We start from the raw sequence: 26,733 nt of genomic DNA on the forward strand, positions 1-26,733 counted from the left end.
AAGCACGGCTCCCACATCGGATGTCTGGTGTTCACACATCCCAGTATGGGAGCGGGCTTGCCCGCGAAGGCGACATCCGCCTCACAACAAATTCGAAGGCGTCAGCTGCTCACCGCGCCACTCGAACGCCACCGGCGCCAACACTTGATCAATCTGCGCCTCACGCCACAACGTCGCAAAGCTTTTGCCTACGCCGGGATGCACACGCTCCGGCGCAATCAGCGACAACGGCCACAGCACAAAAGCGTTTTTCAGAATCTCTGCCCGCGGCAAGATCAATCCATCGAAATTGCCCACCAGATCGCCGAACAGCAGCACGTCAATATCCAGCGGCAAACCCTTGCGGTCCGGCGCGTAACGGCCATTGTCTGCTTCGATGAATTTCAATCGACGGTCCAGCTCCATCAGTGGCAGATCGGTGTAGGCCGAGACCACGAAATTGAAGAACGGCCCGCTCTTGATCCCAACTGGCTGGCTTTCGAACACCGCCGAGCAACGGATATCCACCAGGAAACCCGCCAAGGCTTCAAGCCCGGCCTGCAAATGGGTTTCGCGCTCGATATTGCTACCGAGCCCGAGATACACCTGAGTCAGCGACATCCGCGCTCGATCTCCACGCCCACACCGCCGGTGGCCGCCGGGACGGCGCCTGGCTTGGTCAGCTTGAGGCGCATCCAGGTGATGTTAAATTCGCTCATCAACACTTCGACCAGACGCTCGGCAAAGGTCTCGACCAGCTGGAACTGCGCCTGCTCGGCAAAGGCCTGGATGCGCGACGAAACGCTCGCGTAGTCGAGCGCCAGGGTCAGGTCATCCCCGGCAGCGGCCGGGCGATTATCCCAGGCGAAGCTCAGATCAAGTCGCAGGCACTGTCGGATGCCTCGTTCCCAGTCGTAGGCACCAATCACGGTGTCGACTTCCAGGCCCTCGATAAACACTCTGTCCAAGCACTTTTCTCCGCTGCACGACAAGGGCGCAATGCGCCGTTAGAATCAGGGCGTCCTCGCCCGGAATAGTTAGCATGTTTTGGTTATTGGCGACACTCGCCTACCTGCTCGGCTCTCTGTCCTTCGCCATTTTGCTCAGCCGCCTGACCGGTAACCCCGATCCGCGAATGAGTGGCTCGGGTAATGCCGGCGCTACCAACATGTTGCGCCTGGCCGGCAAAAAACTCGCCATCCTGACCTTGATCGGTGACCTCTGCAAAGGCCTGCTGCCGGTACTGATCGCCGGTGTTGCAGGCCTTTCACTGCAAGAACAGGCCTGGATCGGCGTTTGTGCCGTGATCGGTCACCTGTTCCCGCTGTACTTCCGCTTTCGCGGCGGCAAGGGCGTCGCCACCGCGGCCGGCATGCTGCTGGGACTGTATCCGCCCGCCGCACTGCTGGCGGTCTGCGCCTGGCTGCTGACGTTCTACCTGACCCGCACCAGCTCACTCGCCGCGCTGATCGCCACACCGCTGACCCTGCCACTGCTGGCGTGGCAAGAACCGGCGGCACTGCTACCCATGAGCGCACTCACGGGGTTGATCGTCTGGCGTCATCGCGGCAATCTACGCGACCTGTTTGCCGGGCGCGAACGGCATTTTTAAATACCGTACGTGAGCATCACTCATCACAGCGCCGACAACTGCTCCATCGGCCAGCGCGCCTGCACGCTGATCGCCAGGCTTTCGTGCTGACCGGCCTGCAAACGCTGGCAACCGGCAAACGCGATCATCGCGCCATTGTCGGTGCAGAACTCCGGACGGGCATAAAACACATCGCCTTTCATGTCGCCGAGCATTTTTTCCAGGGAAGTGCGCAGCGCCTTGTTGGCGCTGACGCCCCCTGCAATCACCAGACGCTTCATGCCCGCCTGTTTCAATGCTCGCTTGCACTTGATGGTCAAAGTCTCCACCACGGCCTGCTGGAACGCCAGCGAGATGTCGCAACGGGCTTGTTCGCTGTCGTCCCCGGCGCTGACGCTCTGCTGCCAGGTGTTCAGGGCGAAGGTTTTCAAGCCACTGAAACTGAACGCCAGGCCCGGGCGGTCGCACATCGGACGCGGAAAGGTGAAACGTCCTGCAACGCCCCGCTCTGCCAGCTTGGCGATTTCCGGACCGCCCGGATAATTGAGGCCCATCATCTTCGCGGTCTTGTCGAACGCTTCACCGGCGGCATCGTCAAGGGTCTCGCCCAAGAGCGTGTATTGACCGATTCCGTCGACCTGAACCAGCTGCGTATGACCGCCCGACACCAACAAAGCGACGAACGGGAATTCCGGTGGTTGCGCCTCCAACATGGGCGCCAGCAAGTGACCCTCCATGTGGTGCACACCCAGCGCCGGAATACCCCAGGCGAAGGCCAGCGCCTGAGCGCAGGAGGCGCCCACCAGCAAGGCACCGACCAGGCCGGGACCCGCGGTATAAGCGATGGCATCGATCTCGGTCGGCACGCAGTCAGCTTCGGCCAACACCTGACGAATCAAGGGCAGCATGCGTTTGACGTGGTCGCGCGAGGCCAGCTCCGGCACCACACCGCCATAGGCGCGGTGCAGGTCGATCTGGCTGAACAGCGCGTCGGCCAGCAGGCCGCGTTCACTGTCGTATAATGCGACACCGGTTTCGTCGCAGGAGGTTTCTAATCCCAGTACTAGCATGGGTTTGCGCCTTGTTTAGGCTGAATTCGAAGGCGCGCATAATAGTCGCCATGGGATGCCCCGACTAGCGGTTTTCGATCAGAGGCTTTGCATTCCGGTCGATGAGGAGTTAACATCCGCAACCCTTAAAAACCGACGTCTTCAAGTGCTCTTTTGCCGCGAGGATGTTGACCCCGGTAATGAATGAAGGTAGCTCTGGATGCCAGCCGTCAAAGTAAAAGAGAACGAACCCTTCGACGTAGCTCTGCGTCGTTTCAAGCGCTCCTGCGAAAAAGCCGGTGTACTGGCTGAAGTTCGTAGCCGCGAATTCTACGAGAAGCCTACTTCCGAGCGTAAGCGCAAAGCAGCAGCCGCTGTTAAGCGTCACGCGAAGAAAGTTCAGCGCGAACAGCGCCGCGCCGTTCGTCTGTACTAATACACAGACGTTCGTAGCAAGCTTCTGCCAAGCCCGGCCCTCAGCCGGGCTAATGGCATTTGCGGAAAACGCTTGATGCTTCACCGTCAAAGGCCGCAGACGCGACCGAGACAAACCTGCTTCACAGCGTCAGACCTGGCTCTTTTGCCAGCGGTGCACGTCTTTTCTGACGAGCCTTCCAAGGCTACTGACGAGCACACCCACTGATTCCTCTCACGACGATCAGCCCAAGGCACCTTCTTGCGTGCCCGCTTATGAGCTATCCGGGGCCCTCGACTGGCCGCAGCGGATTTCAGCGCAACACTTTCAAATAGTCGAATACTGATTGGTACTAACGTCAGTGGATTTTCGGCAGATACACTTCCCGACAGCGATTACGCAGACGACACCGGTCGAGCCGCACATTTTGCGCGCCTCAAACAACGACCCGCGTTCGGCCGCTCATTGTTTTGGGTCCATTCAAGCGCAGATGACGAGAACGCCATGGCCGGGCTAATTCCCCAGAGCTTCATTGACGACCTTCTGAACCGCACCGACATCGTCGATGTGGTCAGCTCGCGCCTGCAAATGAAAAAGGCCGGCAAGAACTACACCGCCTGCTGCCCTTTTCATAAAGAGAAAACCCCGTCCTTCAGCGTCAGCCCCGACAAACAGTTCTATTACTGCTTCGGCTGCGGCGCTGGCGGCAACGCCCTCGGCTTCATGATGGACCACGACAACCTGGATTTCGTCCAGGCTGTCGAAGAACTGGCCAAAGCCGCCGGCATGGAAATCCCCCGCGAAGAAAGCGGCCGGCCGCACAAACCGCGGCAACCGACCGATTCGCCGCTGTACCCGCTGCTGACTGCGGCCGCCGATTTTTACCGGCAAGCCCTGAAAAGTCATCCATCGCGCAAAGCCGCTGTGGATTACTTGAAAGGTCGCGGGCTGACCGGCGAAATCGCCCGGGACTTCGGCCTCGGCTTCGCCCCTCCCGGCTGGGACAATCTGTTCAAACACTTGAGCAGCGACACCCTGCAACAGAAAGCCATGGTCGATGCCGGCCTCCTGATCGAGAACGCCGAAACCGGTAAACGCTATGACCGCTTCCGCGATCGCGTGATGTTCCCGATCCGCGACAGTCGCGGGCGCATCATCGCTTTCGGTGGCCGGGTATTGGGCGATGACAAGCCGAAATACCTGAACTCACCGGAAACCCCGGTGTTCCATAAGGGCCAGGAACTCTACGGCCTTTATGAAGCCCGCAAGAACAACCGCAACCTTGACGAAATCATCGTCGTAGAAGGCTACATGGACGTCATCGCCCTCGCCCAGCAAGGCTTGCGCAATGCCGTCGCGACCCTGGGCACCGCCACCAGCGAAGAGCACATGAAGCGGCTGTTTCGCGTCGTGCCCAACGTGCTGTTCTGCTTCGACGGCGACCAGGCGGGCCGCAACGCCGCGTGGCGCGCGCTGGAAGCTACCCTGCCCTGCCTGCAAGACGGGCGACGCGCACGCTTTCTGTTCCTGCCCGAAGGCGAAGACCCGGACACCCTGGTCCGCTCCGAAGGCACTGATGCCTTCCGCGCGCGAATCAACCAGCACGCCCAACCACTGGCAGATTATTTCTTTCAGCAACTGACCGAGGAATCGGACCCGCGTTCGCTCGAAGGCAAGGCCCACATGGCCACCCTCGCCGCGCCGCTGATCGACAAGGTACCGGGCGCGAACCTGCGCATCCTGATGCGTCAACGCCTGACCGAAATCACAGGCCTTAGTGGTGAAGCCGTGAGCCAGCTGGTGCAGAGCGCTCCGCAGGATGCGCCACCGGCGTACGACCCGGGCGTCGATTACGACGCCATGCCGGACTACAGCGACTACCATCAGCCGCAAGCACAAGAGATGTACGTGCCGCAGCAGGAGTGGACGCCGAAGAAACCCGGCGCCGGCGGCAAAAAGTGGGACAAGAAACCCTGGGACAAGAATGGCAAGCGTGGCGGCGACCGCGATCAACCGAGCGCCCCACGTACACCGATTGCCGTGGAAGCCCCGACCCTGATTGCACTGCGCACACTCATCCATCACCCGGATCTGGCTGGCAAGGTAGAAACCGCCAACCACTTCGCCAATGAGAGCAATACCTACGCTCAGCTGCTGGTCGCTCTGATCGAGGCCGTGCAAAAAAATCCTAAGCTAAACTCAATTCAGTTAATGGCCCGGTGGCACGGGACCGAACAGGGGCGCTTGCTCAAGGCGTTGGCGGAAAAGGAGTGGCTGATTGCGGGTGACAACCTTGAACAACAGTTTTTAGACACCATTACTAGGTTATCAGCCTCTCAACACACCGATAGCCTGGAAGCACTAATCAGAAAAGCAAGGCAGCCAGGACTGACCGCGGAGGAAGCAAATCAGATCGCAAATCAGATGCGCGACCTATTAAAACGCAATATGGCTGTATCAACCCCGACCTCAACTGGCGCGTGAGGTCATAGCTCAGGTATAATCCTCGGCTTGTTTTTTGCCCGCCAAGACCTTCAGTGGATAGGGTGTTATGTCCGGAAAAGCGCAACAGCAGTCTCGTATCAAAGAGTTGATCACACTTGGTCGTGAGCAGGGTTACCTGACTTACGCGGAGGTCAACGACCACCTGCCGGAGGATATTTCAGATCCGGAACAGGTGGAAGACATCATCCGCATGATCAATGACATGGGGATCAACGTATTCGAGGTTGCGCCAGATAAGGATTCCCTTATGCTGGCCGACGCCGATACCGACGAAGCCGCGGCCGAAGAGGCAGCAGCAGCGTTGGCAGCGGTCGAGACCGACATTGGTCGCACCACCGACCCAGTGCGCATGTACATGCGTGAAATGGGTACGGTAGAGCTCCTCACACGTGAAGGCGAAATTGAAATCGCCAAGCGTATTGAAGAGGGTATCCGTGAAGTGATGGGCGCAATCGCGCACTTCCCTGGCACGGTTGACCACATTCTGTCCGAGTACACTCGCGTCACCACCGAAGGTGGCCGCCTGTCCGACGTCCTGAGCGGTTATATCGACCCGGACGACGGCATTGCGCCGCCTGCTGCAGAAGTGCCGCCGCCTGTCGATCCGAAAGCCGTGAAAGCGGAAGACGATACCGACGACGATGACGCCGAAGCGACGGCTGATGACGAAGAAGAAGCCGAAAGCGGTCCGGATCCGGTCATCGCAGCTCAGCGTTTTGGCGCTGTCTCCGATCAGATGGAAGTCACCCGCAAGGCGCTGAAAAAGCACGGTCGTGGCAACAAGCTGGCAATTGCCGAGCTGGTGCTGCTGGCTGAGCTGTTCATGCCGATCAAACTGGTTCCGAAGCAATTCGAAGGCCTGGTCGAGCGTGTTCGCAGTGCCCTGGATCGTCTGCGTCAGCAAGAGCGCGCGATCATGCAACTTTGCGTTCGTGATGCCCGCATGCCGCGTGCCGACTTCCTGCGCCAGTTCCCGGGCAACGAAGTTGACGAAAGCTGGACCGATGCACTGGCCAAAGGCAAAAGCAAATACGCTGAAGCCATTGGTCGCCTGCAACCGGACATCGTTCGTTGCCAGCAAAAGCTGACCGCGCTGGAAACCGAAACCGGTTTGACGATCGCCGAGATCAAGGACATCAACCGTCGCATGTCGATCGGTGAGGCCAAGGCCCGCCGCGCGAAGAAAGAGATGGTTGAAGCGAACTTGCGTCTGGTGATCTCCATCGCCAAGAAGTACACCAACCGTGGCTTGCAATTCCTCGATCTGATCCAGGAAGGCAACATCGGTTTGATGAAAGCGGTAGACAAGTTCGAATACCGCCGCGGCTACAAATTCTCGACTTATGCCACCTGGTGGATCCGTCAGGCGATCACTCGCTCGATCGCCGACCAGGCCCGCACCATCCGTATTCCGGTGCACATGATCGAGACGATCAACAAGCTCAACCGTATTTCCCGGCAGATGTTGCAGGAGATGGGTCGCGAACCGACCCCGGAAGAGCTGGGCGAACGCATGGAAATGCCTGAGGACAAGATCCGCAAGGTATTGAAGATCGCTAAAGAGCCGATCTCCATGGAAACCCCGATCGGTGATGACGAAGACTCCCATCTGGGTGACTTCATCGAAGATTCGACCATGCAGTCGCCAATCGATGTAGCAACCGTTGAGAGTCTTAAAGAAGCGACTCGCGAAGTTCTGTCCGGCCTCACTGCCCGTGAAGCCAAGGTTCTGCGCATGCGCTTCGGTATCGACATGAATACCGACCACACCCTCGAGGAGGTTGGTAAGCAGTTCGACGTGACCCGTGAACGGATTCGTCAGATCGAAGCCAAGGCGCTGCGCAAGCTGCGCCACCCGACGAGAAGCGAGCATCTGCGCTCCTTCCTCGACGAGTGATCACAGAACCCCCGGCCCAGGCCGGGGGTTTTGCTTTCTACAGATAAAATCCCCCGTACTTCCCCCCCGCCGAATTGCCCGTCTACACTCGAAACATTCCCCCGAGCCATAACGAGACCGTTATGCCCAGACTGCCGACCGTGCTTTTTTTGCTGTCGCTGATGACCTGGACCGCAACGGCTGGCGCGCTGACTCTGACCGACGAAGAACGTAGCTGGCTGGCGGCTCACCCGGACTTGCGCCTGGGTGTCGACGCGTCCTGGCCGCCGTTCGAATTTCGTGACGACCAGGGCCGTTATCAGGGCCTGGCGGCGGACTACATCAACGTGATCCGTCAACGGCTGGCCGTCAAACTGACGCCTATCGAACCGATCAGCTGGACCGAAGTTCTGGAGCAGGCCAAGCAAGGCAAGCTGGACGTCCTGCCGGGCATCATGTCGACCCCGGAGCGCCAGTCGTACCTGTCGTTCACTCGCCCCTATCTGGACTTTCCGATTGTCATCCTCGCCCATGTCGGCGGCCCCCAGCCGCGCAAGCTCGACGACCTCTACGGGCTGAAGATCGCGGTGGTGGAAAACTATGCGCCCCACGAGCTGCTGCGCACGCACCATCCCGACCTGAATCTGGTGGCGATGCCCAATGTCAGTTCGGCCTTGCAGGCGCTGGCCACCGATGAGGTGGACGCAGTGGTGGGCGATCTCGCTTCCAGCGTCTGGAGCCTGCGTCAGCTCAAGCTAGACGGCTTGTATGTCAGCGGTGAAACGCCCTATCGCTATCAACTGGCGATGGCCGTGCCCCCCAACAACAAGGTGCTGGTCGGCATCCTCGACAAAGTCCTGGCGGACATGTCCTCAAGTGAAATCAGTGCCATTCAGGAACACTGGATCGGTAACGTCCTGGACCATCGAACCTTTTGGTCGGATTTGCTGGTTTACGGTCTGCCCGGGCTGCTGTTTCTGATGATCATGCTGGCAGTGGTCATCCGGATTAACCGCCGACTCAGTTCGGAAATTGCCCGGCGGGTCGATCTGGAACAAGAGCTACGCAGCAGCGAATACCATTACCGCGGGCTGGTGGAGAGCCTTTCCGCGATTGCCTGGGAAGCGCGGATCAGCGATTTCACCTACAGCTATGTGTCACCGCATGCCGAAGAACTCCTTGGCTATCCCCTGTCCCACTGGCTGATTCCAGGCTTCTGGCGCAACATCATTCACCCTGCGGACCTGACCCGGGCCCAGACTTTCTGCGATCACGAAGTGCTGGCCGGGCGCGATCACAGCGTCGATTACCGGGTCATCACCGCCGACGGCCGCTGTCTGTGGGTACGCGATATCGTCAGCCTGATCGAGCACGGTCATGAGCCGGTGATGCGCGGCTTGATGATCGACATCAGCGACGCCAAGCGCACGGAAGAGGCGCTGAGCCTGTCCGAGCAAAAATTTGCCTCCGTGTTTCAGCAATGCCCGGACATCCTGGTGATTGCGCGGCTTTCCGACGGCTGCCTGATGGAAGTCAACAAGGCGTTCGAAGAGCAAATTGGACTCAAGGCCGAAGACGTCATTGGCCAGACCGCCACCGACCTGAACATCTGGGGTATCCCCGGCGTGGGTCCGGGTTTGCTGCAGCGCTTGCAGGCCGGCAGCATCCGCAACCTGGAGATGCCCTTTCGCCGCAACAATGGCCAGGTGTTTACCGGCCTGATTTCCGCCGAGCCCTTCGATCTCGATACGACCCCTGCTTTGGTCGTCGTGGTGCGCGATATCAGTCAGCTCAAGGAAACCCAGCAACAACTGCAAACCTCCGAAGAAAAATTCGCCAAGGCCTTCCACGCCTCTCCGGACGGTTTGCTGCTGTCTCGGCAGAGCGACGGGTTGCTGCTGGAGGTCAACGAGGGTTTCAGCCGCATCACCGGCTTCAACAGCGCAATGTCTGTGGATCGTTCAGCCCTGGAACTGGGGATATGGGTCAACCTCAACGAACGTAAGCAAATGCTCGATTTGCTGCACCGGGATGGCTTCGTTCGTGACTTCAGCTGCCATATCCGCCGCAGTGACGGGCAGATCCGCCTCTGTGAGGTGTCCAGCCGTCCGCTGCCCATCGGCGACGAAGACTGCATGCTGACCATTGCCCGGGACATTACCGAGCGGCACCTGATGCAGGAGAAACTGCAACAGGCCGCCACGGTGTTCGAGAGCACCGCCGAGGGCGTGTTGATCACCGACACCCAACAGCACATCAGCGCGGTCAACCGAGCGTTCACCGAGATCACCGGTTACAGCGAGAGCGAAGCACTGGGCCACACCCCTCGCCTGCTCGCCTCGGGCCTCCACGACAGCGCGTTCTATGCCGCGATGTGGCATCAACTGACCGATGAAGGTCATTGGCAAGGCGAGATTTCCAATCGACGCAAGAATGGCGAGCTCTATCCGAGCTGGCTGACCATCAGCGCCGTGCGCAACCGGGAAAAATTTGTTACCCACTTCGTGGCGGTGTTCGCCGACATTTCCAGCCTCAAGCATGCGCAGGCCAAGCTCGACTACCAGGCGCACCACGACCCGCTGACCGGCCTGCCCAACCGCACACTGTTCGAAAGTCGACTGCTGACCGCACTCAACACCCAACAGGAAAACGGTGGTCAGGGCGCGGTGCTGTTCCTCGACCTGGACCGCTTCAAACACATCAACGACAGCCTTGGCCACCCGGTCGGTGACCTGCTGCTCAAAGGCATTGCCGTACGCCTCAAAGAGCAGCTGCGCGATATCGATACCGTTGCGCGCCTGGGCGGTGACGAATTCATCATCCTGCTGCCCGGCCTGCAACAATCCAGCGATGCCGACAACATTGCCACCAAGCTGCTCAATTGCTTCGCCGCCCCCTTCCAGGCCGGCGAGCACGAGTTTTTCATCAGCGCCAGCATCGGCACCAGCCTGTATCCCAAGGACGGCTGCGACGTCGCCACACTGGTCAAGAACGCCGATGCTGCGATGTATCGCTCCAAGGCCAAGGGCCGCAACCGGGTGGAAAGCTACACCCGCGACCTCACGGCCCAGGCCAGCGAACGCGTGGCGCTGGAACATGAACTGCGGCGCGCCATCGAGCGCAATGAGTTGTTTCTCTACTACCAACCGAAAATCAGTCTCGCCGACCACCGACTGGTCGGCGCCGAAGCGCTCATTCGCTGGCATCACCCGACCTTCGGTGCGGTGCCGCCGGAACACTTCATTCCCCTGGCAGAAGAAAACGGCATGATTCTGCAAATCGGCGACTGGGTGCTGGAGACCGCCTGCCGGCAGATGTTTGAGTGGAATCAACTCTACGAAAGCCTGGGGCCGTTGTCGGTCAACCTTGCAGGGGCCCAATTGCGTCAGCCGAATCTGCTGGGGCGGATCGAACAGTTGCTCAAGGACAACGGCCTCAGACCCGATTTTCTGCAACTGGAAATTACCGAAAACTTCATTATGAGCCAGGCCGAAGAAGCGCTGGCGGTGCTGCACCAACTCAAACACCTGGGCGTGCAATTGGCGATCGATGACTTCGGTACGGGCTACTCGTCCCTGAGCTACCTCAAGCGCCTGCCGCTGGACATCCTCAAGATCGACCAGTCCTTCGTCCGCGGCCTGCCTGACGATCCCCACGATGCGGCGATTGTCCGTGCCATTATCGCGCTGGGTCGCAGCATGCAGTTCACCATTATTGCCGAGGGCGTCGAGACCCTGGCGCAGCAACAATTCCTGGCTGAAGAAGGCTGTGAACAGATCCAGGGCTACATCGTCAGCCTGCCCCTTCCCCCCGACGAATTCGCCGCGACGTTTCTTCGTATAGCCGTATCGGATTTTTCGGATAGCACAGCCGAGAAACCATCGTTATAATCCGCGGCCTACTGAGGGCCTATAGCTCAGTTGGTTAGAGCAGAGGACTCATAATCCTTTGGTCCACGGTTCAAGTCCGTGTGGGCCCACCAAACAAGAAAGCCGCGCTGATGTGCGGCTTTCTTTAGATTCAATGATTGACGTGCACAGTGTTGTCGAAGCGACTGACCGGATGAGATTGAGCGCTTCCCAACGGCGAAAGCCGTAACCGCGCAAGGCGGTTCGTAAGTGGTGTCCGGATCTGCTTTACCAAATCGAAGAAGACGCCTATGGCGTCTTTTTTCGTTTCTGCCCCTAGCGTTTGGTAGAGCTCGGTTGCCATATGTAGACCTTGCTGCACAGCAGCATAAACCCCATCTTGCCCAGCAATCTGGGCGGCTGCCCGGTTTGGTGGTTCGTACCTGACGCTCAGGCTTTAATGGCTGAGATTGTCGGATTATCGGATGACGTCCGCCAAGGTTGTAGGCAAACTCCGAGAATTGCGTAATGGGTGCCTTTGGGCACTTTGCCGCCTTGTTGGCGTTCTCTTCGACGGGATACTCTCCGGACGTCGCTGCAAATGCAGTGATCGGGTGTGGTAACCCGGCTAGGCAAAGTGCAACAGTGCTCCCATCACGATTTCATGCGTTTTTACGCCTGTAATCCTGCGTTATGGCGGCTGTGCGTGGGAGACCTTCGGGTCTGCCGGTTTCTTTGCTTTCCCGGTTTACCACCCTGCGTACAGCTGCCACCCATTCGTGTGGTAACGAATGCGGCAGCTCCTCGTTTTAAGGAGCGAAACAATGAGCAAAGCAAATCCGTCCGCACCGTCTGACCTGAAAACCATCGGTTTCACCCCACTCATCTACTGCCCGGACCAAGCGTTGTTCAACGTCCGTGCCGGCGTCCCCATCGTTGAAGCCTTGTCACAAGCCTCCGATCTGCTGTTCCTTGCCAAATCATTTGCCGAGGACGCAGCCTACGCAAGAGACACCGACCGACACGCCTGGGCTGCGCACTATCTGACAGCGATGGGTAAGGCGGTGATTGATGATGTGGTGAAGGTGCTGACACCGCGACCCGCTCGGACTGCGACGGAATCCGAGGAATAGCAACGAGTGATTCCTGATGGGCGCCCCGTTTTACGGGGACCCATCGCTGAGGGGCACCTGCTAGAGGTTTTTTGTAGATCTGTACCGCCCTTACCTTGACGGATTCCCGCTTATCCCGCGCCGCGCAAATGCGCGGCTTTTTCGTTTCTGGCGTTCAGGTTTTCCAAGCGATTTTTCCGTCAGAAGCATCTGAATTACCCAAATCCAGTTCACCTCGACTCGCCAGCGACCTAAAGTCGAGCGCCAAAAAGAAAAGGGGGATTTTATGTACCACTGCGTGGAAAGCGGCCTACCGAACGTATGGCTTAGCAATGGCTTCGTGGTGAAACAGACCGCATATGGTGAGTCTGTCGCCATCACGGATGTTAAGGGCCTACGCGACGTAATCGGCAAGGCCATCGCTAAGAAGCCTTCAGTGCTGACAGGGGCTGAGTTCAGATATCTGAGAAAAGAGCTTGGGCTGTCTCAGGAACATCTCGCCGAGATCATCGGTTTGACGAGTCAGGCTGTAGCGATCTGGGAAAAAACGGACAAAATCCCAATGGTGAACGACCGGTATTTACGTGGCCTTTATCTTGAAGCCAAAACTGGCGAAGCGAATCTGATGGCGGCTATCAATACCATCAACAAATTGGACCACGACCTCTACAAACTTCATCTGGAGTTTGAAGGCGAATGGCACAATCAAGCCAAAGCATGCGCTCCAGCCTGAATGCTGCTATTAAGCCCGGCAAAGAGGTCGGGCTTAATGATCCCTGGCACTCAACGCCGGAATCCCCTGCACCAACCCCATCCGCTCAAGCACCTCCCCCGTCAACACCCCCTCATACGTATCCGCCGCCCTGCCCCATTGCTCCACGATACCCATGCCATCTACCAACGCCTCACCCAATCCGGTAATCGTATCGGCCAATGCCTCCACGATTGTTTGAGTCCGGCCCCACAGGCAATCCGTGATCTCTTTCAGCTCGGCCGTTACGCGTTCAGGCGAAGCCGGATCCGTATCGGGGTAGGTGATGTTGCGCAGCAAGTGCCGTAATTCCCTTATTTTTGCGTAGTCCTGTTCCGCCCCAAGCTCACCCCTCAGGATGGCGGCCGCTTTCGGCTTATCGACGCGTTTGCCGGGCGAACGCTTTGAAGCCAATGACTGCGCCATGGCGCCCGCAAAGAGCACCATGATCCGGGCTTGCAGATGCTCCTTCATCGCCTCAATCGTCGTAATTGAACGCGCCAAGGTAATGGAAGCGCCCGCTTGATGCCTCAAGTCCATGGTCACTGTCAGGCTCACATCACCCGTTTCAAACCCCAAGGCTCGGGCAACGACGTAGTGCCCCATTTCGTGATGGGCAATCTGCACTGCGTGATCCCGGACAGCGGGAGGCATGTTCTTCGTCATTTTTATCACCTCGCATCCTTCGATTTCTCATTCGACTATGACTGACGGCTGGTGTCCATCCTGTCTTCCGCGCGCCATCTGACGTTCTCAGACCTCCGCTGTGCCAGCCGTGCTGTAACATGCCAACCCACTGATTTGTGTTGCTGGAGACGACCCTTGCCTGACACCCGCCCGCCCGTTCTTGACGAAATCGACCGCCAACTGATCGCGGCCTTGCAGCTCAATGCCCGCGAGAGCGTGGCCATGCTTGCTCGCCAATTGGGGATCGCACGGACCACGGTGACTTCACGTCTGGCGCGGCTGGAGAAGGCCAAAGTCATTACCGGTTACGGCGTGCGTCTGGGTCAACGGGTGGTGGACGGCGGATTGCAGGCGTATGTCGGGATTACGGTGCAACCACGGTCGGGCAAGGAAGTGTTGCGCCGACTGAGCGCCATGGCCCAGGTGCAGCAGTTGTGTGCGGTGAGTGGCGAATTTGATTATGTGGCGTGGCTGCGCACGGAATCGCCGGAGCAGCTGGATCAGTTGCTGGATCAGATTGGCAGTGTGGATGGGGTGGAGAAAACGACGACGTCGATCATCTTGAGCAGCAAGATTGATCGGGGGCAGCCGGTTTGAGTGTTGTCCGCAAGTAACGCGGTGTCTGGGTGGACCTCTTCGCGGGCAAGCCCGCTCCCACATGGACAGTGTGTAGTCTCGCATCGTCACTCTGATCAAAAATCTAGCAAAACGACGACACATTGCGTCTTATTAACGTGTTCTACGCTCTCTAGAATGGCTGCCATCTTTTCCTATACTCAGATGCGCATTCCGCGTCGGGTCGCCAGTAAGGTCAGTCATGAACAAGAACAATCGCCATCCTGCAGACGGTAAAAAACCAGTCACCATTTTTGGCCCGGACTTTCCTTTCGGCTTTGACGACTGGATCGAACACCCGGCCGGCCTGGGCAGCATTCCGGCGCACAATCATGGCGCCGAAGTGGCGATTGTCGGCGCGGGTATCGCCGGTCTGGTGGCGGCTTACGAGTTGATGAAACTGGGCCTCAAACCCGTCGTCTACGAAGCCTCGAAAATGGGTGGCCGCCTGCGCTCCCAGGCGTTCAACGGGACCGATGGCATCGTCGCCGAACTGGGCGGCATGCGCTTCCCGGTGTCGTCCACAGCGTTTTACCACTACGTCGACAAGCTCGGTCTCGAAACCAAACCTTTTCCCAATCCGCTGACGCCGGCCTCTGGCAGCACCGTGATCGACCTGGAAGGCAAAACCCATTACGCACAGAAACTGGCGGATCTTCCTGCACTGTTCCAGGAAGTGGCTGACGCGTGGGCGGATGCGCTGGAGGCCGGCTCGCAGTTCTCCGATATCCAGCAAGCGATCCGCGACCGCGATGTGCCGCGTCTCAAAGAGCTCTGGAACACGTTGGTTCCGCTGTGGGACGACCGCACCTTCTATGACTTTGTCGCCACCTCCGAAGCCTTCGCCAAGCTCTCGTTCCATCACCGCGAAGTGTTCGGCCAGGTTGGTTTCGGCACGGGCGGCTGGGACTCGGACTTCCCGAACTCGATGCTGGAAATCTTCCGCGTCGTGATGACCAACTGCGACGATCACCAACATCTGGTCGTCGGCGGCGTTGAACAAGTGCCCCAAGGCATCTGGCGCCATGTGCCGGAACGTTGCGTGCACTGGCCCGAAGGCACCAGCCTCAAGTCGCTGCACAGAGGCGCGCCGCGCTCCGGGGTCAAGAAAATCGCTCACGCCGCGGACGGCCGTTTTGCGGTCACCGATAACAACGGCGACACCCGCGAATACGCGGCGGTGCTGACCACCTGCCAAAGCTGGCTGCTGACCACTCAGATCGAATGCGACGAAACCCTGTTCTCGCAAAAGATGTGGATGGCCCTCGACCGTACGCGCTACATGCAATCGTCGAAAACCTTCGTGATGGTCGACCGGCCATTCTGGAAGGACAAGGATCCGGAAACCGGCCGCGACCTGATGAGCATGACCCTCACCGATCGTCTGACTCGCGGCACTTATCTGTTCGACAACGGCGACGACAAGCCGGGGGTAATTTGCCTGTCGTACTCGTGGATGAGCGACGCGCTGAAAATGCTGCCGCACCCCGTGGAAAAACGCGTAGAACTGGCGTTGAACGCGTTGAAAAAGATCTACCCGAAAGTCGACATCGCCGCGCGGATCATCGGCGATCCGATCACCGTGTCGTGGGAAGCCGACCCGCATTTCCTCGGTGCGTTCAAGGGCGCCCTGCCCGGCCACTACCGCTATAACCAGCGCATGTACGCGCACTTCATGCAGGACGACATGCCGGCCGAGCAACGCGGGATTTTCATCGCCGGCGACGACGTTTCGTGGACGCCGGCGTGGGTCGAAGGCGCGGTGCAGACCTCGCTCAACGCGGTGTGGGGCATCATGAAACACTTCGGCGGTGAAACTCACGCCGAGAACCCGGGTCCAGGTGATGTGTTCAACGAGATCGGTCCGATCGCCCTGCCCGAGTAAGAGGAGTCCTAAATGCGCGTAGCCCTTTACCAATGTCCGCCGCTGCCCCTGGATGTCGCCGGCAACCTGCAACGCCTGCATCAATTGGCGCTGGAGGCCAAAGGCGCAGACTTGCTGGTGCTGCCGGAGATGTTCCTGACCGGCTACAACATCGGCATCGATGCCGTCAGCGTGCTGGCGGAGGTACACAACGGTGAATCGGCGCAGCAGATCGCGCGCATCGCCAAGACGGCCGGGATCGCCATTTTGTATGGCTATCCCGAGCGCACCGAGGACGGGCAGATCTACAACGCCGTGCAGCTGATCGACGCCAACGGCGAGCGCCTGTGCAACTACCGCAAGACTCACCTGTTCGGCGACCTCGATCACTCGATGTTCAGCGCCGGGCAGAATGACTTTCCGCTGGTGGAACTCAATGGCTGGAAACTCGGCTTTTTGATCTGCTACGACCTGGAATTCCCGGAAAACGCCCGACGCCTGGCCCTGGCCGGCGCCGAGCTGATCCTGGTGCCAACGGCGAACATGATTCCCTTCGACTTCGTCGCCGACGTCACCGTCCGCGCCCGTGCCTTCGAAAACCAGTGTTATGTGGCTTACGCCAACTACTGCGGGCATGAAGGCGAGATCAATTACTGCGGCCAGAGCAGCATCGCCGCGCCGGATGGCAGCCGCATCGCCCAGGCTGGCCTGGATGAAGCGCTGATTGTCGGCGAGCTGGATCGTCAGTTGATGGTCGACTCACGCGCCGCCAACCGTTACTTGATCGATCGCCGCCCAGAGCTTTACGGCGACCTTAACAAGCGCTGATCCATCGTTATCCGCTAGCATTAGCGCTTCTCTGTTCTGGAAGTGCTCATGCCTGCGCTGAATCACCCTCGCCCCCACACTGAAACCCTGGCCAACGGCCTGCGGGTGACGCTGCGCCATGCTCCCGATTTGAAGCGCTGCGCTGCGGCGTTGCGGGTTTTCGCGGGCAGTCACGACGTGCCGCTGGCATGGCCCGGCCTCGCGCATTTTCTTGAGCATTTGCTGTTTCTGGGTACGGAGCGTTTCCCCACAGGGCAAGGGCTGATGGCCTACGTGCAAGGTCATGGCGGCCAGGTTAATGCGCGCACCAGTGAACGCACGACCGACTTCTTTTTCGAACTGCCGCCTCAGGCGTTTGGCGGTGGGCTGGAGCGTCTGTCAGACATGCTCGCTCATCCGCGTATGAATCCGGACGATCAGCGGCGGGAACGGGAAGTGCTGCACGCTGAATTTGTCGCCTGGTCCCGAGATGCCACGGCCCAGCAGCAGTTCAGGTTGTTCGATGGGCTTTCGGCCGCTCACCCGCTTCGGGCATTTCATGCGGGCAACCGGTACAGCCTGCCGGTGCCGCAGCCGGAGTTTCAGCAGGCGTTGAAGGATTTCCATCAGCAGTTTTATCAGACCGGGCAGATAACGTTGAGCCTGGCCGGTCCACAAAGTCTGGATGAGTTGAGAGCAATGGCTCAGCGCTTTGGCGATTCGATCGCCGTAGGGGAAAAGGTCGCGCAACAAACGCCTGCACCGCTGATGGATTCTTCCGACAACAGTTATCAACAGGCTGGCGAGCGTCGGCTCGATCTACTGTTCGCATTTGAAGCGCTGCCCGACTCATCCCGCGAAGCATTAGCGTTCATGTGTCATTGGCTAAACGCCGCGAAACCTGGCGGTCTGCTGGCTGCATTGCGCGAGCAAGGGCTGGCGGACAGCCTGAAAGCCGCGCCGCTGTATCAGTTCGCCGGGCAAGCGTTGCTGCACATTGAATTCACCACGTCTCAACCGAGGAACGCGATCCGCGAGCGACTGGTGGATTGGCTGGGCTTTTTCGCCTCTCACCAAAACTGGACCGAATTGCGCAAAGAGTACGCCGCCCTGCTCGACCGTCAGCAACAAGTCAGCGGCGCGCTGCAACTGGCGCGGCTGGACAGTGAACAGCTTGAATACGGTTTATCGGAACAAGGCGTCGTAGCGCTCAAAGACATCCTGAAGAAAATCGGCGCTGTGGATAACTTCACCGGCGATTGGCAATTGCCGACACCGAATCCGTTCTTACGGGTTGAAGCGCCAGCGGCCAATGCCGGACTGATTCGCGGCCAGACCAGCAAACACCGTGGCCTGCGGACGTTTGCCCAGGATCGCTCGCGCAGCCGTCGCGAAAACTCGCCGATGCAGTTCAGCCAGGCGTTGCCGGACAACACGGATGAAGGTGCGATTTATCTGCGCTGGCGACTGCTGGCCAAACCTCATCCCCACCTTCAGTCGAGCCTGGAAAATCGCCTGCAAGCCTTGCGCGAAGATGCCCGTCAGGCGGGCGTCGACTTTTCCTTCAGTGCATCGGGCAATGAATGGCTGCTGAAGATGACAGGCCTGCAGGAGCCGATGCCGACCGTCCTCGAACATGCGCTGAAAGAGCTGACAAAACCCGACGCCGGTCTCACACAGGAAGAGCCGATAAGCGTGCCGTTGATGCCGATCAGACAACTGCTGAAGGCGCTGCCCGAGCATTGCCTTGAGCGCACCGCCGACACCGATGACGTGCAGCAGCTGTGGGCGAATGCGCGCTGGCTTGGTCTGGCAACTGGCCTGTCGGCACAGACGCAAGCGGCGATGGGCCTGGCACTGAGTCGCGTGCCCGGTGTTGCGGACGATCAGCCGTCGCCGCCCACCTCGATAAACTCGCTGCATCTCTGGAGGGCTATCGATACTGGCTCCAGCGAACACGCGCTGTTGCTGTTTTGTCCGACGGCCACGGGGGACATCGCAGACGAAGCCGCCTGGCGCTTGCTTGCCCACTTGGGCCAGACGCCGTTTTATCAGCGCCTGCGGGTAGAGCTGCAATTGGGTTACGCCGTGTTCAGCGGTCTTCATCAGATTCATGGGCAGACCGGGCTGCTGTTCGGCGTTCAATCACCGAGCGTTGCCCCGCAGGATCTGCTCGAACACATGGAACGCTTCTTGAGCGAAATGCCGGCAATGATCGAAGGCATCGATGACGCAACCTTCATCGCCCAGCGCCAGGCCCTGGCCGATCAATTCCACAGCACCGCACTACCCCACGCTCAGGCAGCCGAACTGCTCTGGCAGGGCAAACTGGCCGGCCACTTGTCGGATTATCTGGAGCGTTTGCCTGAAGCGATCCTGATGATCGATCGCGTCGCGTTGAACGCCGCCGCCCGACAACTGAATCAAGCCGAAGGTGGCTGGCGCTGTCTGGCCAGCGGGGCTTGCGCCAAAGCGCCTTGGCAAGCGGCAAAATGATCATTACCGACGCTGCAATTAGCTTTCTCAAAGATTCGCGGCCAATCGCTCTGTAATTTTGAGTAACATAGCCACCTAACTATCTGAACATCTCCGGCTGGAGGTGGACTATATGTATAGACCTCAACTGTCTTATCACCTGAAGGAGCGCTTCCATGTCCTGGTCCAAACCTGCTTACACCGACCTGCGTATCGGCTTTGAAGTCACCATGTACTTCGCAAGCCGCTAAGGTCTGCCGTTGTCATGATGTGCAACGCCTCGGTTTACCGGGGCGTTTTTATTTTCAGCGTTGAAATGATGGAGCGCCCATGTTTGTCCAGATTCTAGGTTCCGCCGCCGGCGGCGGTTTCCCTCAGTGGAACTGCAACTGCGTGAACTGCGCAGGCTTTCGCAACGGCAGCCTGAACGCCAAGGCGCGCACCCAGTCGTCCATCGCCATTTCCGATGACGGCGTGAACTGGGTCCTGTGCAACGCCTCGCCGGACATTCGTGCCCAACTCCAGAGTTACACCCCAATGCAACCGGGCCGCGCCCTGCGCGATACCGGGATCAGCGCGATCATCCTGATGGACAGCCAGATCGACCACACCACCGGCCTGCTCAGCCTGCGCGAAGGTTGCCCGCATCAGGTCTGGTGCACCGACATGGTCCACGAAGACCTGAGCACCGGTTTTCCGTTGTTCAAAATGCTCACCCACTGGAACGGTGGGTTGACCTGGAATCGCATCGAACTCGACCGCAGCTTCACCATCCCGGCCTGCCCGAGCCTGCGCTTCACCCCGCTGCCCCTGCGCAGCGCCGCGCCGCCCTACTCGCCACACCGCTTCGACCCGCACCCGGGCGACAACATCGGCCTGATCGTCGAAGACCTGAACACCGGTGGCAAGCTGTTCTATGCGCCGGGCCTGGGCAAAGTCGATGCGCCGCTGCTGGACATCATGGCCGGCAGCGATTGCCTGCTGGTGGACGGCACGATGTGGGATGACGATGAAATGCAGCGCCGCGGCGTCGGCACGCGCACCGGCCGAGAGATGGGCCATCTGGCGCAAAATGGCCCCGGCGGTATGCTCGAAGTGCTGGAACAGTTGCCCAAGCAGCGCAAGGTGCTTATCCACATCAACAACACCAACCCGATTCTTGATGAGGATTCGCCGGAGCGGGCTGACTTGGCCCGGCGCAAGGTTGAAGTGGCTTATGACGGCATGAGTATTGTGTTGTAAGAAGCTGAGACCGCTGCGCGGTCTATCGCCAGCAGGCTGGCTCCCACAGGGGAATGCGATCAACTGTGGGAGCCAGCCTGCTGGCGATGAGGCCGGTCCAGACACCACAGAATCCACCGGTCGTACCCGGAGAACCGCAATGACTGACACCCCAATGTCCCCCACGGAATTCGAAGCCGCCCTGCGCGCCAAAGGCGCCTATTACCACATCTATCACCCGTATCACGTGGCGATGTATGAGGGCCGGGCGACCCGCGAGCAGATCCAGGGTTGGGTCGCCAATCGCTTCTACTATCAGGTGAACATCCCCCTGAAGGACGCCGCCATCCTCGCCAACTGCCCGGACCGCGAGATCCGTCGCGAGTGGATTCAGCGCCTGCTCGATCACGACGGCGCCCCCGGCGAAGACGGCGGCATCGAAGCCTGGCTACGTCTGGGCCAAGCGGTTGGCCTCGATCCGGATCAACTGCGCTCGCAGGAACTGGTATTGCCCGGCGTACGTTTCGCCGTGGACGCCTATGTCAACTTCGCCCGCCGGGCCAGTTGGCAGGAAGCCGCCAGCAGCTCGCTGACCGAGTTGTTCGCGCCGCAGATCCACCAATCGCGCCTGGACAGCTGGCCGCAGCATTACCCGTGGATCGATCCGAACGGTTATGAGTATTTCCGCACCCGCCTCGGCCAGGCACGCCGGGATGTCGAGCACGGTCTGGCCATCACGTTGCAGCACTACACGACGCGAGTCGGCCAGGAGCGCATGCTGGAAATTCTCCAGTTCAAACTGGACATCCTTTGGAGCATGCTCGATGCCATGAGCATGGCCTACGAATTGAACCGCCCGCCGTATCACAGCGTGACCGACAAGCGGGTCTGGCATAAAGGAATCACCTTATGAGTTTCGATCGCAGCAAAACCCCCACTTGGCGTCAGGGCTACCGCTACCAGTACGAACCAGCGCAGAAAGGCCATGTGCTGCTCTACCCGGAAGGCATGATCAAACTCAATGAAAGTGCCGCGCTGATCGGCGGTTTGATCGACGGCCAACGCGATGTCGCAACGATCATCGCCGAACTGGACGCGCAGTTCCCCGGCGTTCCCGAGCTTGCTGACGACATCGAGCAGTTCATGGAGGTTGCCCGTGCTCAGCACTGGATCGAACTTGCCTGATTCCGCGTCAGGCGAGTTACCGCCCAAACCCGACATCGGCCTGCCGCTGTGGCTGCTGGCCGAGTTGACGTATCGCTGCCCGCTGCAATGCCCGTACTGCTCCAATCCGCTGGACTTTGCCGAGCAAGGCAAAGAACTGAGCACCGAACAGTGGATCAAGGTGTTCCGCGAAGCGCGGGAGATGGGCGCTGCTCAATTGGGCTTTTCCGGTGGTGAACCGCTGGTGCGCCAGGACCTCGCCGAGCTGATCACCGAGGCGCGCAAGTTGGGTTTTTATACCAACCTGATCACCTCCGGCATAGGCCTCACCGAGCAGAAAATCACCGATTTCAAGAAGGCCGGTCTGGACCACATCCAGATCAGTTTTCAGGCCAGCGACGAGCAAGTGAATAACTTGTTGGCCGGTTCGAAAAAGGCCTTTGCGCAGAAGCTGGAAATGGCTCGCGCGGTGAAAGCCCACGGCTATCCGATGGTGCTGAATTTCGTGACCCACCGGCACAACATCGACAAGATCGACCGCATTATCGAGCTGTGCATCGCCCTTGAGGCCGACTTCGTCGAACTCGCGACGTGCCAGTTTTACGGTTGGGCGCAGCTCAATCGTGTTGGCCTGTTGCCGACCCAGGAACAACTGGTCCGCGCCGAACGCATCACCAACGAATACCGCGCAAAACTTGCAGCCGAAGGACATCCGTGCAAGCTGATCTTCGTCACGCCGGACTACTACGAAGAACGCCCGAAAGCCTGCATGAACGGCTGGGGCAGTATTTTTCTGACAGTCACGCCGGACGGAACCGCACTGCCCTGTCACGGTGCCCGACAGATGCCGGTGCAATTTCCCAACGTGCGCGACCACAGCATGCAGCACATTTGGTACGACTCGTTCGGCTTCAACCGTTTTCGCGGTTACGACTGGATGCCTGAGCCGTGCCGCTCCTGCGACGAGAAAGAAAAAGACTTCGGCGGCTGTCGCTGCCAGGCGTTCATGCTCACGGGTGACGCGAGCAATGCCGACCCGGTGTGCAGCAAGTCGGAACATCATGGCGTGATTCTCAAGGCCCGCGAAGAAGCCGAGCACGCGACCCAGACCATTGAACAACTGGCCTTTCGCAATGAACGAAATTCACGCCTCATCGCCAAAAGCTGAACCCTTCAGCGCCTCACGGGCCGTCGCGGCCGGTATCGACTTCGCCGAGTTGCTGGTCGGCAAACATGGCCTGTTCTGGAACGAATATCGACCTGAAGATGCCGCCTGCAGGATCTGGCATTGGCGCGACGACCAGGCCCATTGCCTGACGCCGGCAGGCTTCAGCGTGCGCAGTCGGGTGTACGAATATGGCGGTGGTGCGTTTTGTCTGACCGATGACGGGATTATTTTCGTCAACGAGGCGGACCAACAACTCTATCGGCAATCTCTGGCGGGCGAGACGCCTGAGGTGCTGACCTCAGGGGAATGCCGCTACGGCGATCTGCAGTTTGCCAATGGCCAAGTGCTCGCGGTTGAAGAGAACCGCGACCGACATCGTCTGGTTGCCATCGATGTGGCTGACGGCAAGCTTCATCTGTTGGCGGAAGGCGCCGATTTCTATGCCGCGCCGACGTTGAGCCCTGACGCGCAACGATTGGCGTGGATCGAATGGAGCCGCCCGGATCAGCCCTGGACCGCGACTCGCCTGATGGTTGCCGAACGCCAGGACAATGGAAGCTTTGCTCAACCGCGTTGTGTGGCAGGCGAAGGTGTGCGGGAGTCACTGCAGCAACCACGTTTCGACAGCGGCGGCCGTCTGTTTTGCCTGACGGATCGCGCCGGCTACTGGCAGCCTTGGGTGGAGTCCGCGGAGGGCCTGAGCCCGTTGCCGAGTGCCGCCGCAGATCACGGGCCGGCGCCGTGGCAATTGGGTGGCAGCACTTGGTTACCGCTGGGCGCAGGCCGCTACCTGGCCAGCTGGACCGAAGGCGGGTTTGGCAAACTGGGAATTTGCGGTGACACCGTGGAAGATTTCACCAGTGATTACAGCCGTTTTCGCCACCTCGCACTTGATGAGCAATTCATTTACTGCATCGCGGCATCGCCGGTCAGTTCGTCGGCGGTCATTGCCATCGACCGCGATACACGACAGGTCAAGGTATTGGCTGGCGGGATTGCACCGCTACCCGCCGAGCAGATCAGCGTTCCGCAAACCCTGCGATATCCCAGCGGTACGGGTGAGGCCCACGGCTTCTACTATCCGGCAATGACCGGCGAGGCGAAACCGCCGCTGGTGGTGTTCATCCACGGCGGCCCGACATCAGCCTGCTATCCGATGCTGGATCCACGTATTCAGTACTGGGCACAACGCGGTTTCGCCGTGGCCGACCTTAACTACCGAGGCAGCAGCGGCTACGGCCGGACATATCGCCAGGCATTGCATTTGAGTTGGGGAGAGGTGGATGTCGAGGATGCCTGCGCCGTAGTCGCTCATCTTGCCGAACGAGGATTGATCGACGGCAACAAGGCGTTTATTCGCGGTGGCAGTGCCGGCGGCTACACCACCCTTTGTGCACTGGCCTTTCACAACGTCTTCCGCGCTGGCGCCAGCCTTTACGGTGTCAGCGATCCCGTTGCACTGGGCCGGGCGACACACAAATTCGAAGGCGATTATCTGGATTGGCTGATTGGTGATCCGCTGCAAGACGCCGAACGCTACGCCGCACGCACACCGTTGCTGCATGCAGGCAACATCAGTGTCCCGGTGATTTTCTTTCAGGGTGAACTGGACGCCGTGGTGGTGCCGCAACAGACCCGGGACATGGTCAAGGCGCTACAGGACAACGGCATTCTGGTTGACGCGCATTACTACGCGGACGAACGCCATGGCTTTCGCAAGGCCGGCAACCAGGCCCATGCGCTGGAGCAGGAGTGGTTGTTTTATCGGCGGGTGATCGAACTCGCAAGCTGAAACCGCGTCGCGCCTTTCGCGGGCAAGTCGGATCGCCGCCCGCTCGCTCCTACAGGAATAACACCGTACCTGTGGGAGCGGGCTTGCCCGCGAAAGCGATCTTTCTGACGCCGCAGAACTCAGCGCTTGGCGATGATGTACACCGCATGCACGATCCCCGGAATGTAACCGCACAACGTCAGCAGGATATTCAGCCAGAACGCGCCGGCGAAACCGACTTGCAGAAACACACCCAGTGGTGGCAACAGAATGGCAATGATGATGCGAATGAAATCCATGGGGCAGCTCCTGATTTGAAGTGGACTCGTGAAAGCCCTACAGCTAATCGACCTGCGCCGTTCGTCAGGGTTCATTAGGAACCTGGCCGAATACCGGAACCCAATGAATCGCAGGCAAAAAAAACGCCCCACGCGAAAAGATCCAACGTGGGGCGATGCGTTATTACCGCGAGACGGTTCTTGAATTCGTGCAGGAAAAGTCTGATCAGACCGCAATCCCTTTACGGCACTGCAACTGCGCGGTGCGTACACGGGAAAAGGCGCGGGACAAGCGCAGAAGCATTTCGTCGATGTTGGCTTTGCTGACGGTGAGGGCCGGGGTAAAGCGCAGGCAATGGGGTTGCGGGGCGTCGAGCAACAAGCCTTCGTACAGCGCTGATTTGACTACGGCATCAGCCGAATCGTCGGACAGTGTCAGTCCCCAGAGCAGCCCTTGCCCGCGCAGTTCGCCGTGACCGTAGCGATGGGACAACCGGCTCAGGCCTTCGTGCAGGTGCTGACCGGTTTCGCCCACGTGATCGAGAAAACCTTTGTCCTGGATCGTGTTGAGTACGGCAAGACCGGCGGCCGTCATCAGGGCATTGCCATGATGAGTTCCGCTCAGTTCGCCCACCTCGAAGCAGCAAGCCTTGCCTCGCGCCAATACCGCGGCCAGTGGCACGCCGCCGCCAAGCCCTTTGCCGAGGACAACGATATCGGCTCGAACGCCAAAGGACTGTTCGGCAAGCAAGGTGCCGCAGCGACCGATGCCGGTTTGCACTTCGTCAAGAACCAACAGAATGCCCAGGTCTCGACACATATGCTCGACACCTTTGAGGTAAGACTCGGTGGCCGGAATCACCCCGGCTTTGTTCTGGATCGGTTCGAGCAGGATTGCCACGGTCCGGGCATCGACCGACGCGTGCATCGCCGCAAGATCATTGAAGGCGACGTGGTGAAAGTCCGACGCTGGAATCGTTCCGGGACTACGACCATGGCAGCCGTTACTCGCAACGATGATCCGTGAGGCCCCGCCGCGATATCGTCGGCCCCATTTACGTGCCAGTTGAATCGCTGCCTCACAGGCTTCGGTGCCACTGTTGAGCAGGTAAGCCTGATCACTGCCGGTGCGGGTGCAGAGCCGTTCGGCAAGGTTGAGCATTGCGCGGTTATGCAGAGCAAAACCCGGATTGATCAGTAACCGAGCCTGTTCCGAGATCGCGTTGACCAGCACCGAAGGGCTGTGGCCGAGGCTGTTGGCGCCGCCACCCTGTGAGAAATCCAGGTAAGCGCGGTCATCGCTGTCCCACAACCATGAGCCTTGGCCTCGGACGAAAGTCTGTTTCGGCCGCTCGACACTGGGCATCAGGCACTCGCTGGAAAGGTTGTCGCTTCTGGACGACTGAAGGGTGTCTGCGACCAAGTCATCGAGACTTGGAGATTTGCGACGCAAGCTGAACAAATTCATCGGGTCAAACCTCGCTTGAGGTTTTTTGCCTTGCCTATGTAAACACCCTCGACGTAAACGGTATTCATCGTGCGCTCTGGCCCTGTAAG

Annotated in this window: 23 protein-coding genes and 1 tRNA gene; 18 read left to right on the forward strand and 6 right to left on the reverse strand. The window is 59.3% G+C overall.

Translation table 11 applies throughout. From position 1 onward, the window contains the following. Positions 1-81: 81 nt before the first annotated feature. Together folK and folB are read right to left on the reverse strand one after the other, a co-directional pair. A complete protein-coding gene (gene folK / locus ACA072_RS26450) occupies positions 82-600 on the reverse strand; it encodes a 2-amino-4-hydroxy-6-hydroxymethyldihydropteridine diphosphokinase (RefSeq protein WP_497621566.1) in 519 nt (172 codons plus the stop codon). Continuing rightward, entirely contained in the window at positions 591-947 is a 357-nt protein-coding gene (folB, locus tag ACA072_RS26455) for a dihydroneopterin aldolase (protein ID WP_008027044.1), read from the reverse strand. The genes folK and folB overlap by 10 nt, the downstream gene beginning before the upstream one ends. 74 nt (positions 948-1,021) lie before the next feature. Between folB and plsY the strand changes: the two genes are divergently transcribed. After that, positions 1,022-1,591: a glycerol-3-phosphate 1-O-acyltransferase PlsY gene (plsY, locus tag ACA072_RS26460; protein WP_150654008.1), complete on the forward strand. Its 570-nt coding sequence runs from the start codon at positions 1,022-1,024 to the stop codon at positions 1,589-1,591. Between the two features lie 23 nt (positions 1,592-1,614). On the opposite strand, the gene tsaD is transcribed toward plsY, so the two are convergent. Then, positions 1,615-2,640 (reverse strand): tRNA (adenosine(37)-N6)-threonylcarbamoyltransferase complex transferase subunit TsaD, encoded by a 1,026-nt coding sequence (gene tsaD, locus ACA072_RS26465; protein ID WP_497621568.1) that lies wholly within the window; start codon positions 2,638-2,640, stop codon positions 1,615-1,617. 199 nt (positions 2,641-2,839) lie between these two features. Here tsaD and rpsU point away from each other — a divergent pair, with 199 nt between their 5' ends. From rpsU to ACA072_RS26500, 7 genes are all read left to right on the forward strand, one after another. After that, positions 2,840-3,055 (forward strand): 30S ribosomal protein S21, encoded by a 216-nt coding sequence (rpsU, locus tag ACA072_RS26470; protein ID WP_002551877.1) that lies wholly within the window; start codon positions 2,840-2,842, stop codon positions 3,053-3,055. Between the two features lie 483 nt (positions 3,056-3,538). Continuing rightward, positions 3,539-5,518, forward strand: a complete 1,980-nt coding sequence (gene dnaG, locus ACA072_RS26475; RefSeq protein ID WP_497621570.1) for a DNA primase — start codon at positions 3,539-3,541, stop codon at positions 5,516-5,518. Between the two features lie 67 nt (positions 5,519-5,585). Next, complete coding sequence (gene rpoD, locus ACA072_RS26480; protein WP_497621572.1) at positions 5,586-7,436, forward strand: RNA polymerase sigma factor RpoD; 1,851 nt, start codon at positions 5,586-5,588, stop codon at positions 7,434-7,436. Between the two features lie 122 nt (positions 7,437-7,558). Beyond that, positions 7,559-11,305, forward strand: coding sequence for a bifunctional diguanylate cyclase/phosphodiesterase (locus ACA072_RS26485; protein ID WP_497621574.1), 3,747 nt, complete (start codon positions 7,559-7,561; stop codon positions 11,303-11,305). A 15-nt stretch (positions 11,306-11,320) separates the two neighbouring features. After that, positions 11,321-11,397, forward strand: a tRNA-Ile gene (locus ACA072_RS26490). A 690-nt stretch (positions 11,398-12,087) separates the two neighbouring features. After that, a complete protein-coding gene (locus ACA072_RS26495) occupies positions 12,088-12,396 on the forward strand; it encodes a DUF3077 domain-containing protein (RefSeq protein WP_497621576.1) in 309 nt (102 codons plus the stop codon). A gap of 265 nt (positions 12,397-12,661) precedes the next feature. Beyond that, positions 12,662-13,108, forward strand: coding sequence for a helix-turn-helix domain-containing protein (locus tag ACA072_RS26500; protein WP_497621578.1), 447 nt, complete (start codon positions 12,662-12,664; stop codon positions 13,106-13,108). A gap of 33 nt (positions 13,109-13,141) precedes the next feature. On the opposite strand, the gene ACA072_RS26505 is transcribed toward ACA072_RS26500, so the two are convergent. Next, the gene (locus ACA072_RS26505; RefSeq protein WP_497621580.1) at positions 13,142-13,792 is read right to left on the reverse strand and encodes a zinc metalloprotease; all 651 of its coding nucleotides are present in this window, start codon (positions 13,790-13,792) and stop codon (positions 13,142-13,144) included. A gap of 156 nt (positions 13,793-13,948) precedes the next feature. On the opposite strand from ACA072_RS26505, the gene ACA072_RS26510 reads away from it, so the two are divergent. From ACA072_RS26510 to ACA072_RS26555, 10 genes are all read left to right on the forward strand, one after another. Then, on the forward strand, positions 13,949-14,410 hold the full coding sequence (locus ACA072_RS26510; protein WP_427636629.1) for an Lrp/AsnC family transcriptional regulator: 462 nt from the start codon (positions 13,949-13,951) through the stop codon (positions 14,408-14,410). 220 nt (positions 14,411-14,630) lie between these two features. After that, positions 14,631-16,313: a flavin monoamine oxidase family protein gene (locus ACA072_RS26515; RefSeq protein ID WP_497621582.1), complete on the forward strand. Its 1,683-nt coding sequence runs from the start codon at positions 14,631-14,633 to the stop codon at positions 16,311-16,313. 12 nt (positions 16,314-16,325) lie between these two features. After that, positions 16,326-17,120, forward strand: a complete 795-nt coding sequence (locus ACA072_RS26520) for a carbon-nitrogen hydrolase family protein (RefSeq protein WP_497621584.1) — start codon at positions 16,326-16,328, stop codon at positions 17,118-17,120. A 48-nt stretch (positions 17,121-17,168) separates the two neighbouring features. Then, a complete protein-coding gene (gene pqqF, locus ACA072_RS26525) occupies positions 17,169-19,595 on the forward strand; it encodes a pyrroloquinoline quinone biosynthesis protein PqqF (RefSeq protein ID WP_497621586.1) in 2,427 nt (808 codons plus the stop codon). Between the two features lie 155 nt (positions 19,596-19,750). Continuing rightward, a complete protein-coding gene (gene pqqA / locus ACA072_RS26530; protein ID WP_009045898.1) occupies positions 19,751-19,825 on the forward strand; it encodes a pyrroloquinoline quinone precursor peptide PqqA in 75 nt (24 codons plus the stop codon). A 79-nt stretch (positions 19,826-19,904) separates the two neighbouring features. After that, positions 19,905-20,816, forward strand: a complete 912-nt coding sequence (gene pqqB, locus ACA072_RS26535; RefSeq protein WP_497621587.1) for a pyrroloquinoline quinone biosynthesis protein PqqB — start codon at positions 19,905-19,907, stop codon at positions 20,814-20,816. Between the two features lie 139 nt (positions 20,817-20,955). After that, positions 20,956-21,708: a pyrroloquinoline-quinone synthase PqqC gene (pqqC, locus tag ACA072_RS26540; RefSeq protein WP_497621589.1), complete on the forward strand. Its 753-nt coding sequence runs from the start codon at positions 20,956-20,958 to the stop codon at positions 21,706-21,708. Beyond that, the gene (pqqD, locus tag ACA072_RS26545) at positions 21,705-21,980 is read left to right on the forward strand and encodes a pyrroloquinoline quinone biosynthesis peptide chaperone PqqD (protein WP_497621591.1); all 276 of its coding nucleotides are present in this window, start codon (positions 21,705-21,707) and stop codon (positions 21,978-21,980) included. Before pqqC ends, pqqD begins: the two co-directional genes overlap by 4 nt. Beyond that, a complete protein-coding gene (pqqE, locus tag ACA072_RS26550; protein ID WP_497621593.1) occupies positions 21,973-23,127 on the forward strand; it encodes a pyrroloquinoline quinone biosynthesis protein PqqE in 1,155 nt (384 codons plus the stop codon). The genes pqqD and pqqE overlap by 8 nt, the downstream gene beginning before the upstream one ends. Further along, the gene (locus ACA072_RS26555; RefSeq protein ID WP_497621595.1) at positions 23,093-24,919 is read left to right on the forward strand and encodes a S9 family peptidase; all 1,827 of its coding nucleotides are present in this window, start codon (positions 23,093-23,095) and stop codon (positions 24,917-24,919) included. Before pqqE ends, ACA072_RS26555 begins: the two co-directional genes overlap by 35 nt. Before the next feature lie 119 nt (positions 24,920-25,038). On the opposite strand, the gene ACA072_RS26560 is transcribed toward ACA072_RS26555, so the two are convergent. Both ACA072_RS26560 and ACA072_RS26565 read right to left on the reverse strand, forming a co-directional pair. Continuing rightward, positions 25,039-25,197, reverse strand: coding sequence for a YqaE/Pmp3 family membrane protein (locus tag ACA072_RS26560; RefSeq protein WP_007904205.1), 159 nt, complete (start codon positions 25,195-25,197; stop codon positions 25,039-25,041). A gap of 205 nt (positions 25,198-25,402) precedes the next feature. Beyond that, entirely contained in the window at positions 25,403-26,644 is a 1,242-nt protein-coding gene (locus ACA072_RS26565) for an aspartate aminotransferase family protein (protein ID WP_497621597.1), read from the reverse strand. Positions 26,645-26,733 lie beyond the last annotated feature (89 nt).

This window comes from Pseudomonas sp. LBUM1656, from assembly GCF_059716065.1.

Excerpts from the sequence above, each read along its gene's own strand:
- folK (WP_497621566.1), bottom strand. The coding sequence starts at position 600 with ATGTCGCTGACTCAGGTGTATCTCGGGCTCGGTAGCAATATCGAGCGC.
- ACA072_RS26515 (WP_497621582.1), top strand. The coding sequence starts at position 14,631 with ATGAACAAGAACAATCGCCATCCTGCAGACGGTAAAAAACCAGTCACC.
- tsaD (WP_497621568.1), bottom strand. The coding sequence starts at position 2,640 with ATGCTAGTACTGGGATTAGAAACCTCCTGCGACGAAACCGGTGTCGCA.
- ACA072_RS26505 (WP_497621580.1), bottom strand. The coding sequence starts at position 13,792 with ATGACGAAGAACATGCCTCCCGCTGTCCGGGATCACGCAGTGCAGATT.
- ACA072_RS26560 (WP_007904205.1), bottom strand. The coding sequence starts at position 25,197 with ATGGATTTCATTCGCATCATCATTGCCATTCTGTTGCCACCACTGGGT.
- plsY (WP_150654008.1), top strand. The coding sequence starts at position 1,022 with ATGTTTTGGTTATTGGCGACACTCGCCTACCTGCTCGGCTCTCTGTCC.
- pqqC (WP_497621589.1), top strand. The coding sequence starts at position 20,956 with ATGACTGACACCCCAATGTCCCCCACGGAATTCGAAGCCGCCCTGCGC.
- ACA072_RS26485 (WP_497621574.1), top strand. The coding sequence starts at position 7,559 with ATGCCCAGACTGCCGACCGTGCTTTTTTTGCTGTCGCTGATGACCTGG.
- ACA072_RS26500 (WP_497621578.1), top strand. The coding sequence starts at position 12,662 with ATGTACCACTGCGTGGAAAGCGGCCTACCGAACGTATGGCTTAGCAAT.
- ACA072_RS26520 (WP_497621584.1), top strand. The coding sequence starts at position 16,326 with ATGCGCGTAGCCCTTTACCAATGTCCGCCGCTGCCCCTGGATGTCGCC.
- ACA072_RS26495 (WP_497621576.1), top strand. The coding sequence starts at position 12,088 with ATGAGCAAAGCAAATCCGTCCGCACCGTCTGACCTGAAAACCATCGGT.
- pqqB (WP_497621587.1), top strand. The coding sequence starts at position 19,905 with ATGTTTGTCCAGATTCTAGGTTCCGCCGCCGGCGGCGGTTTCCCTCAG.
- pqqD (WP_497621591.1), top strand. The coding sequence starts at position 21,705 with ATGAGTTTCGATCGCAGCAAAACCCCCACTTGGCGTCAGGGCTACCGC.
- dnaG (WP_497621570.1), top strand. The coding sequence starts at position 3,539 with ATGGCCGGGCTAATTCCCCAGAGCTTCATTGACGACCTTCTGAACCGC.
- pqqF (WP_497621586.1), top strand. The coding sequence starts at position 17,169 with ATGCCTGCGCTGAATCACCCTCGCCCCCACACTGAAACCCTGGCCAAC.
- ACA072_RS26565 (WP_497621597.1), bottom strand. The coding sequence starts at position 26,644 with ATGAATTTGTTCAGCTTGCGTCGCAAATCTCCAAGTCTCGATGACTTG.
- rpoD (WP_497621572.1), top strand. The coding sequence starts at position 5,586 with ATGTCCGGAAAAGCGCAACAGCAGTCTCGTATCAAAGAGTTGATCACA.
- rpsU (WP_002551877.1), top strand. The coding sequence starts at position 2,840 with ATGCCAGCCGTCAAAGTAAAAGAGAACGAACCCTTCGACGTAGCTCTG.
- ACA072_RS26555 (WP_497621595.1), top strand. The coding sequence starts at position 23,093 with ATGAACGAAATTCACGCCTCATCGCCAAAAGCTGAACCCTTCAGCGCC.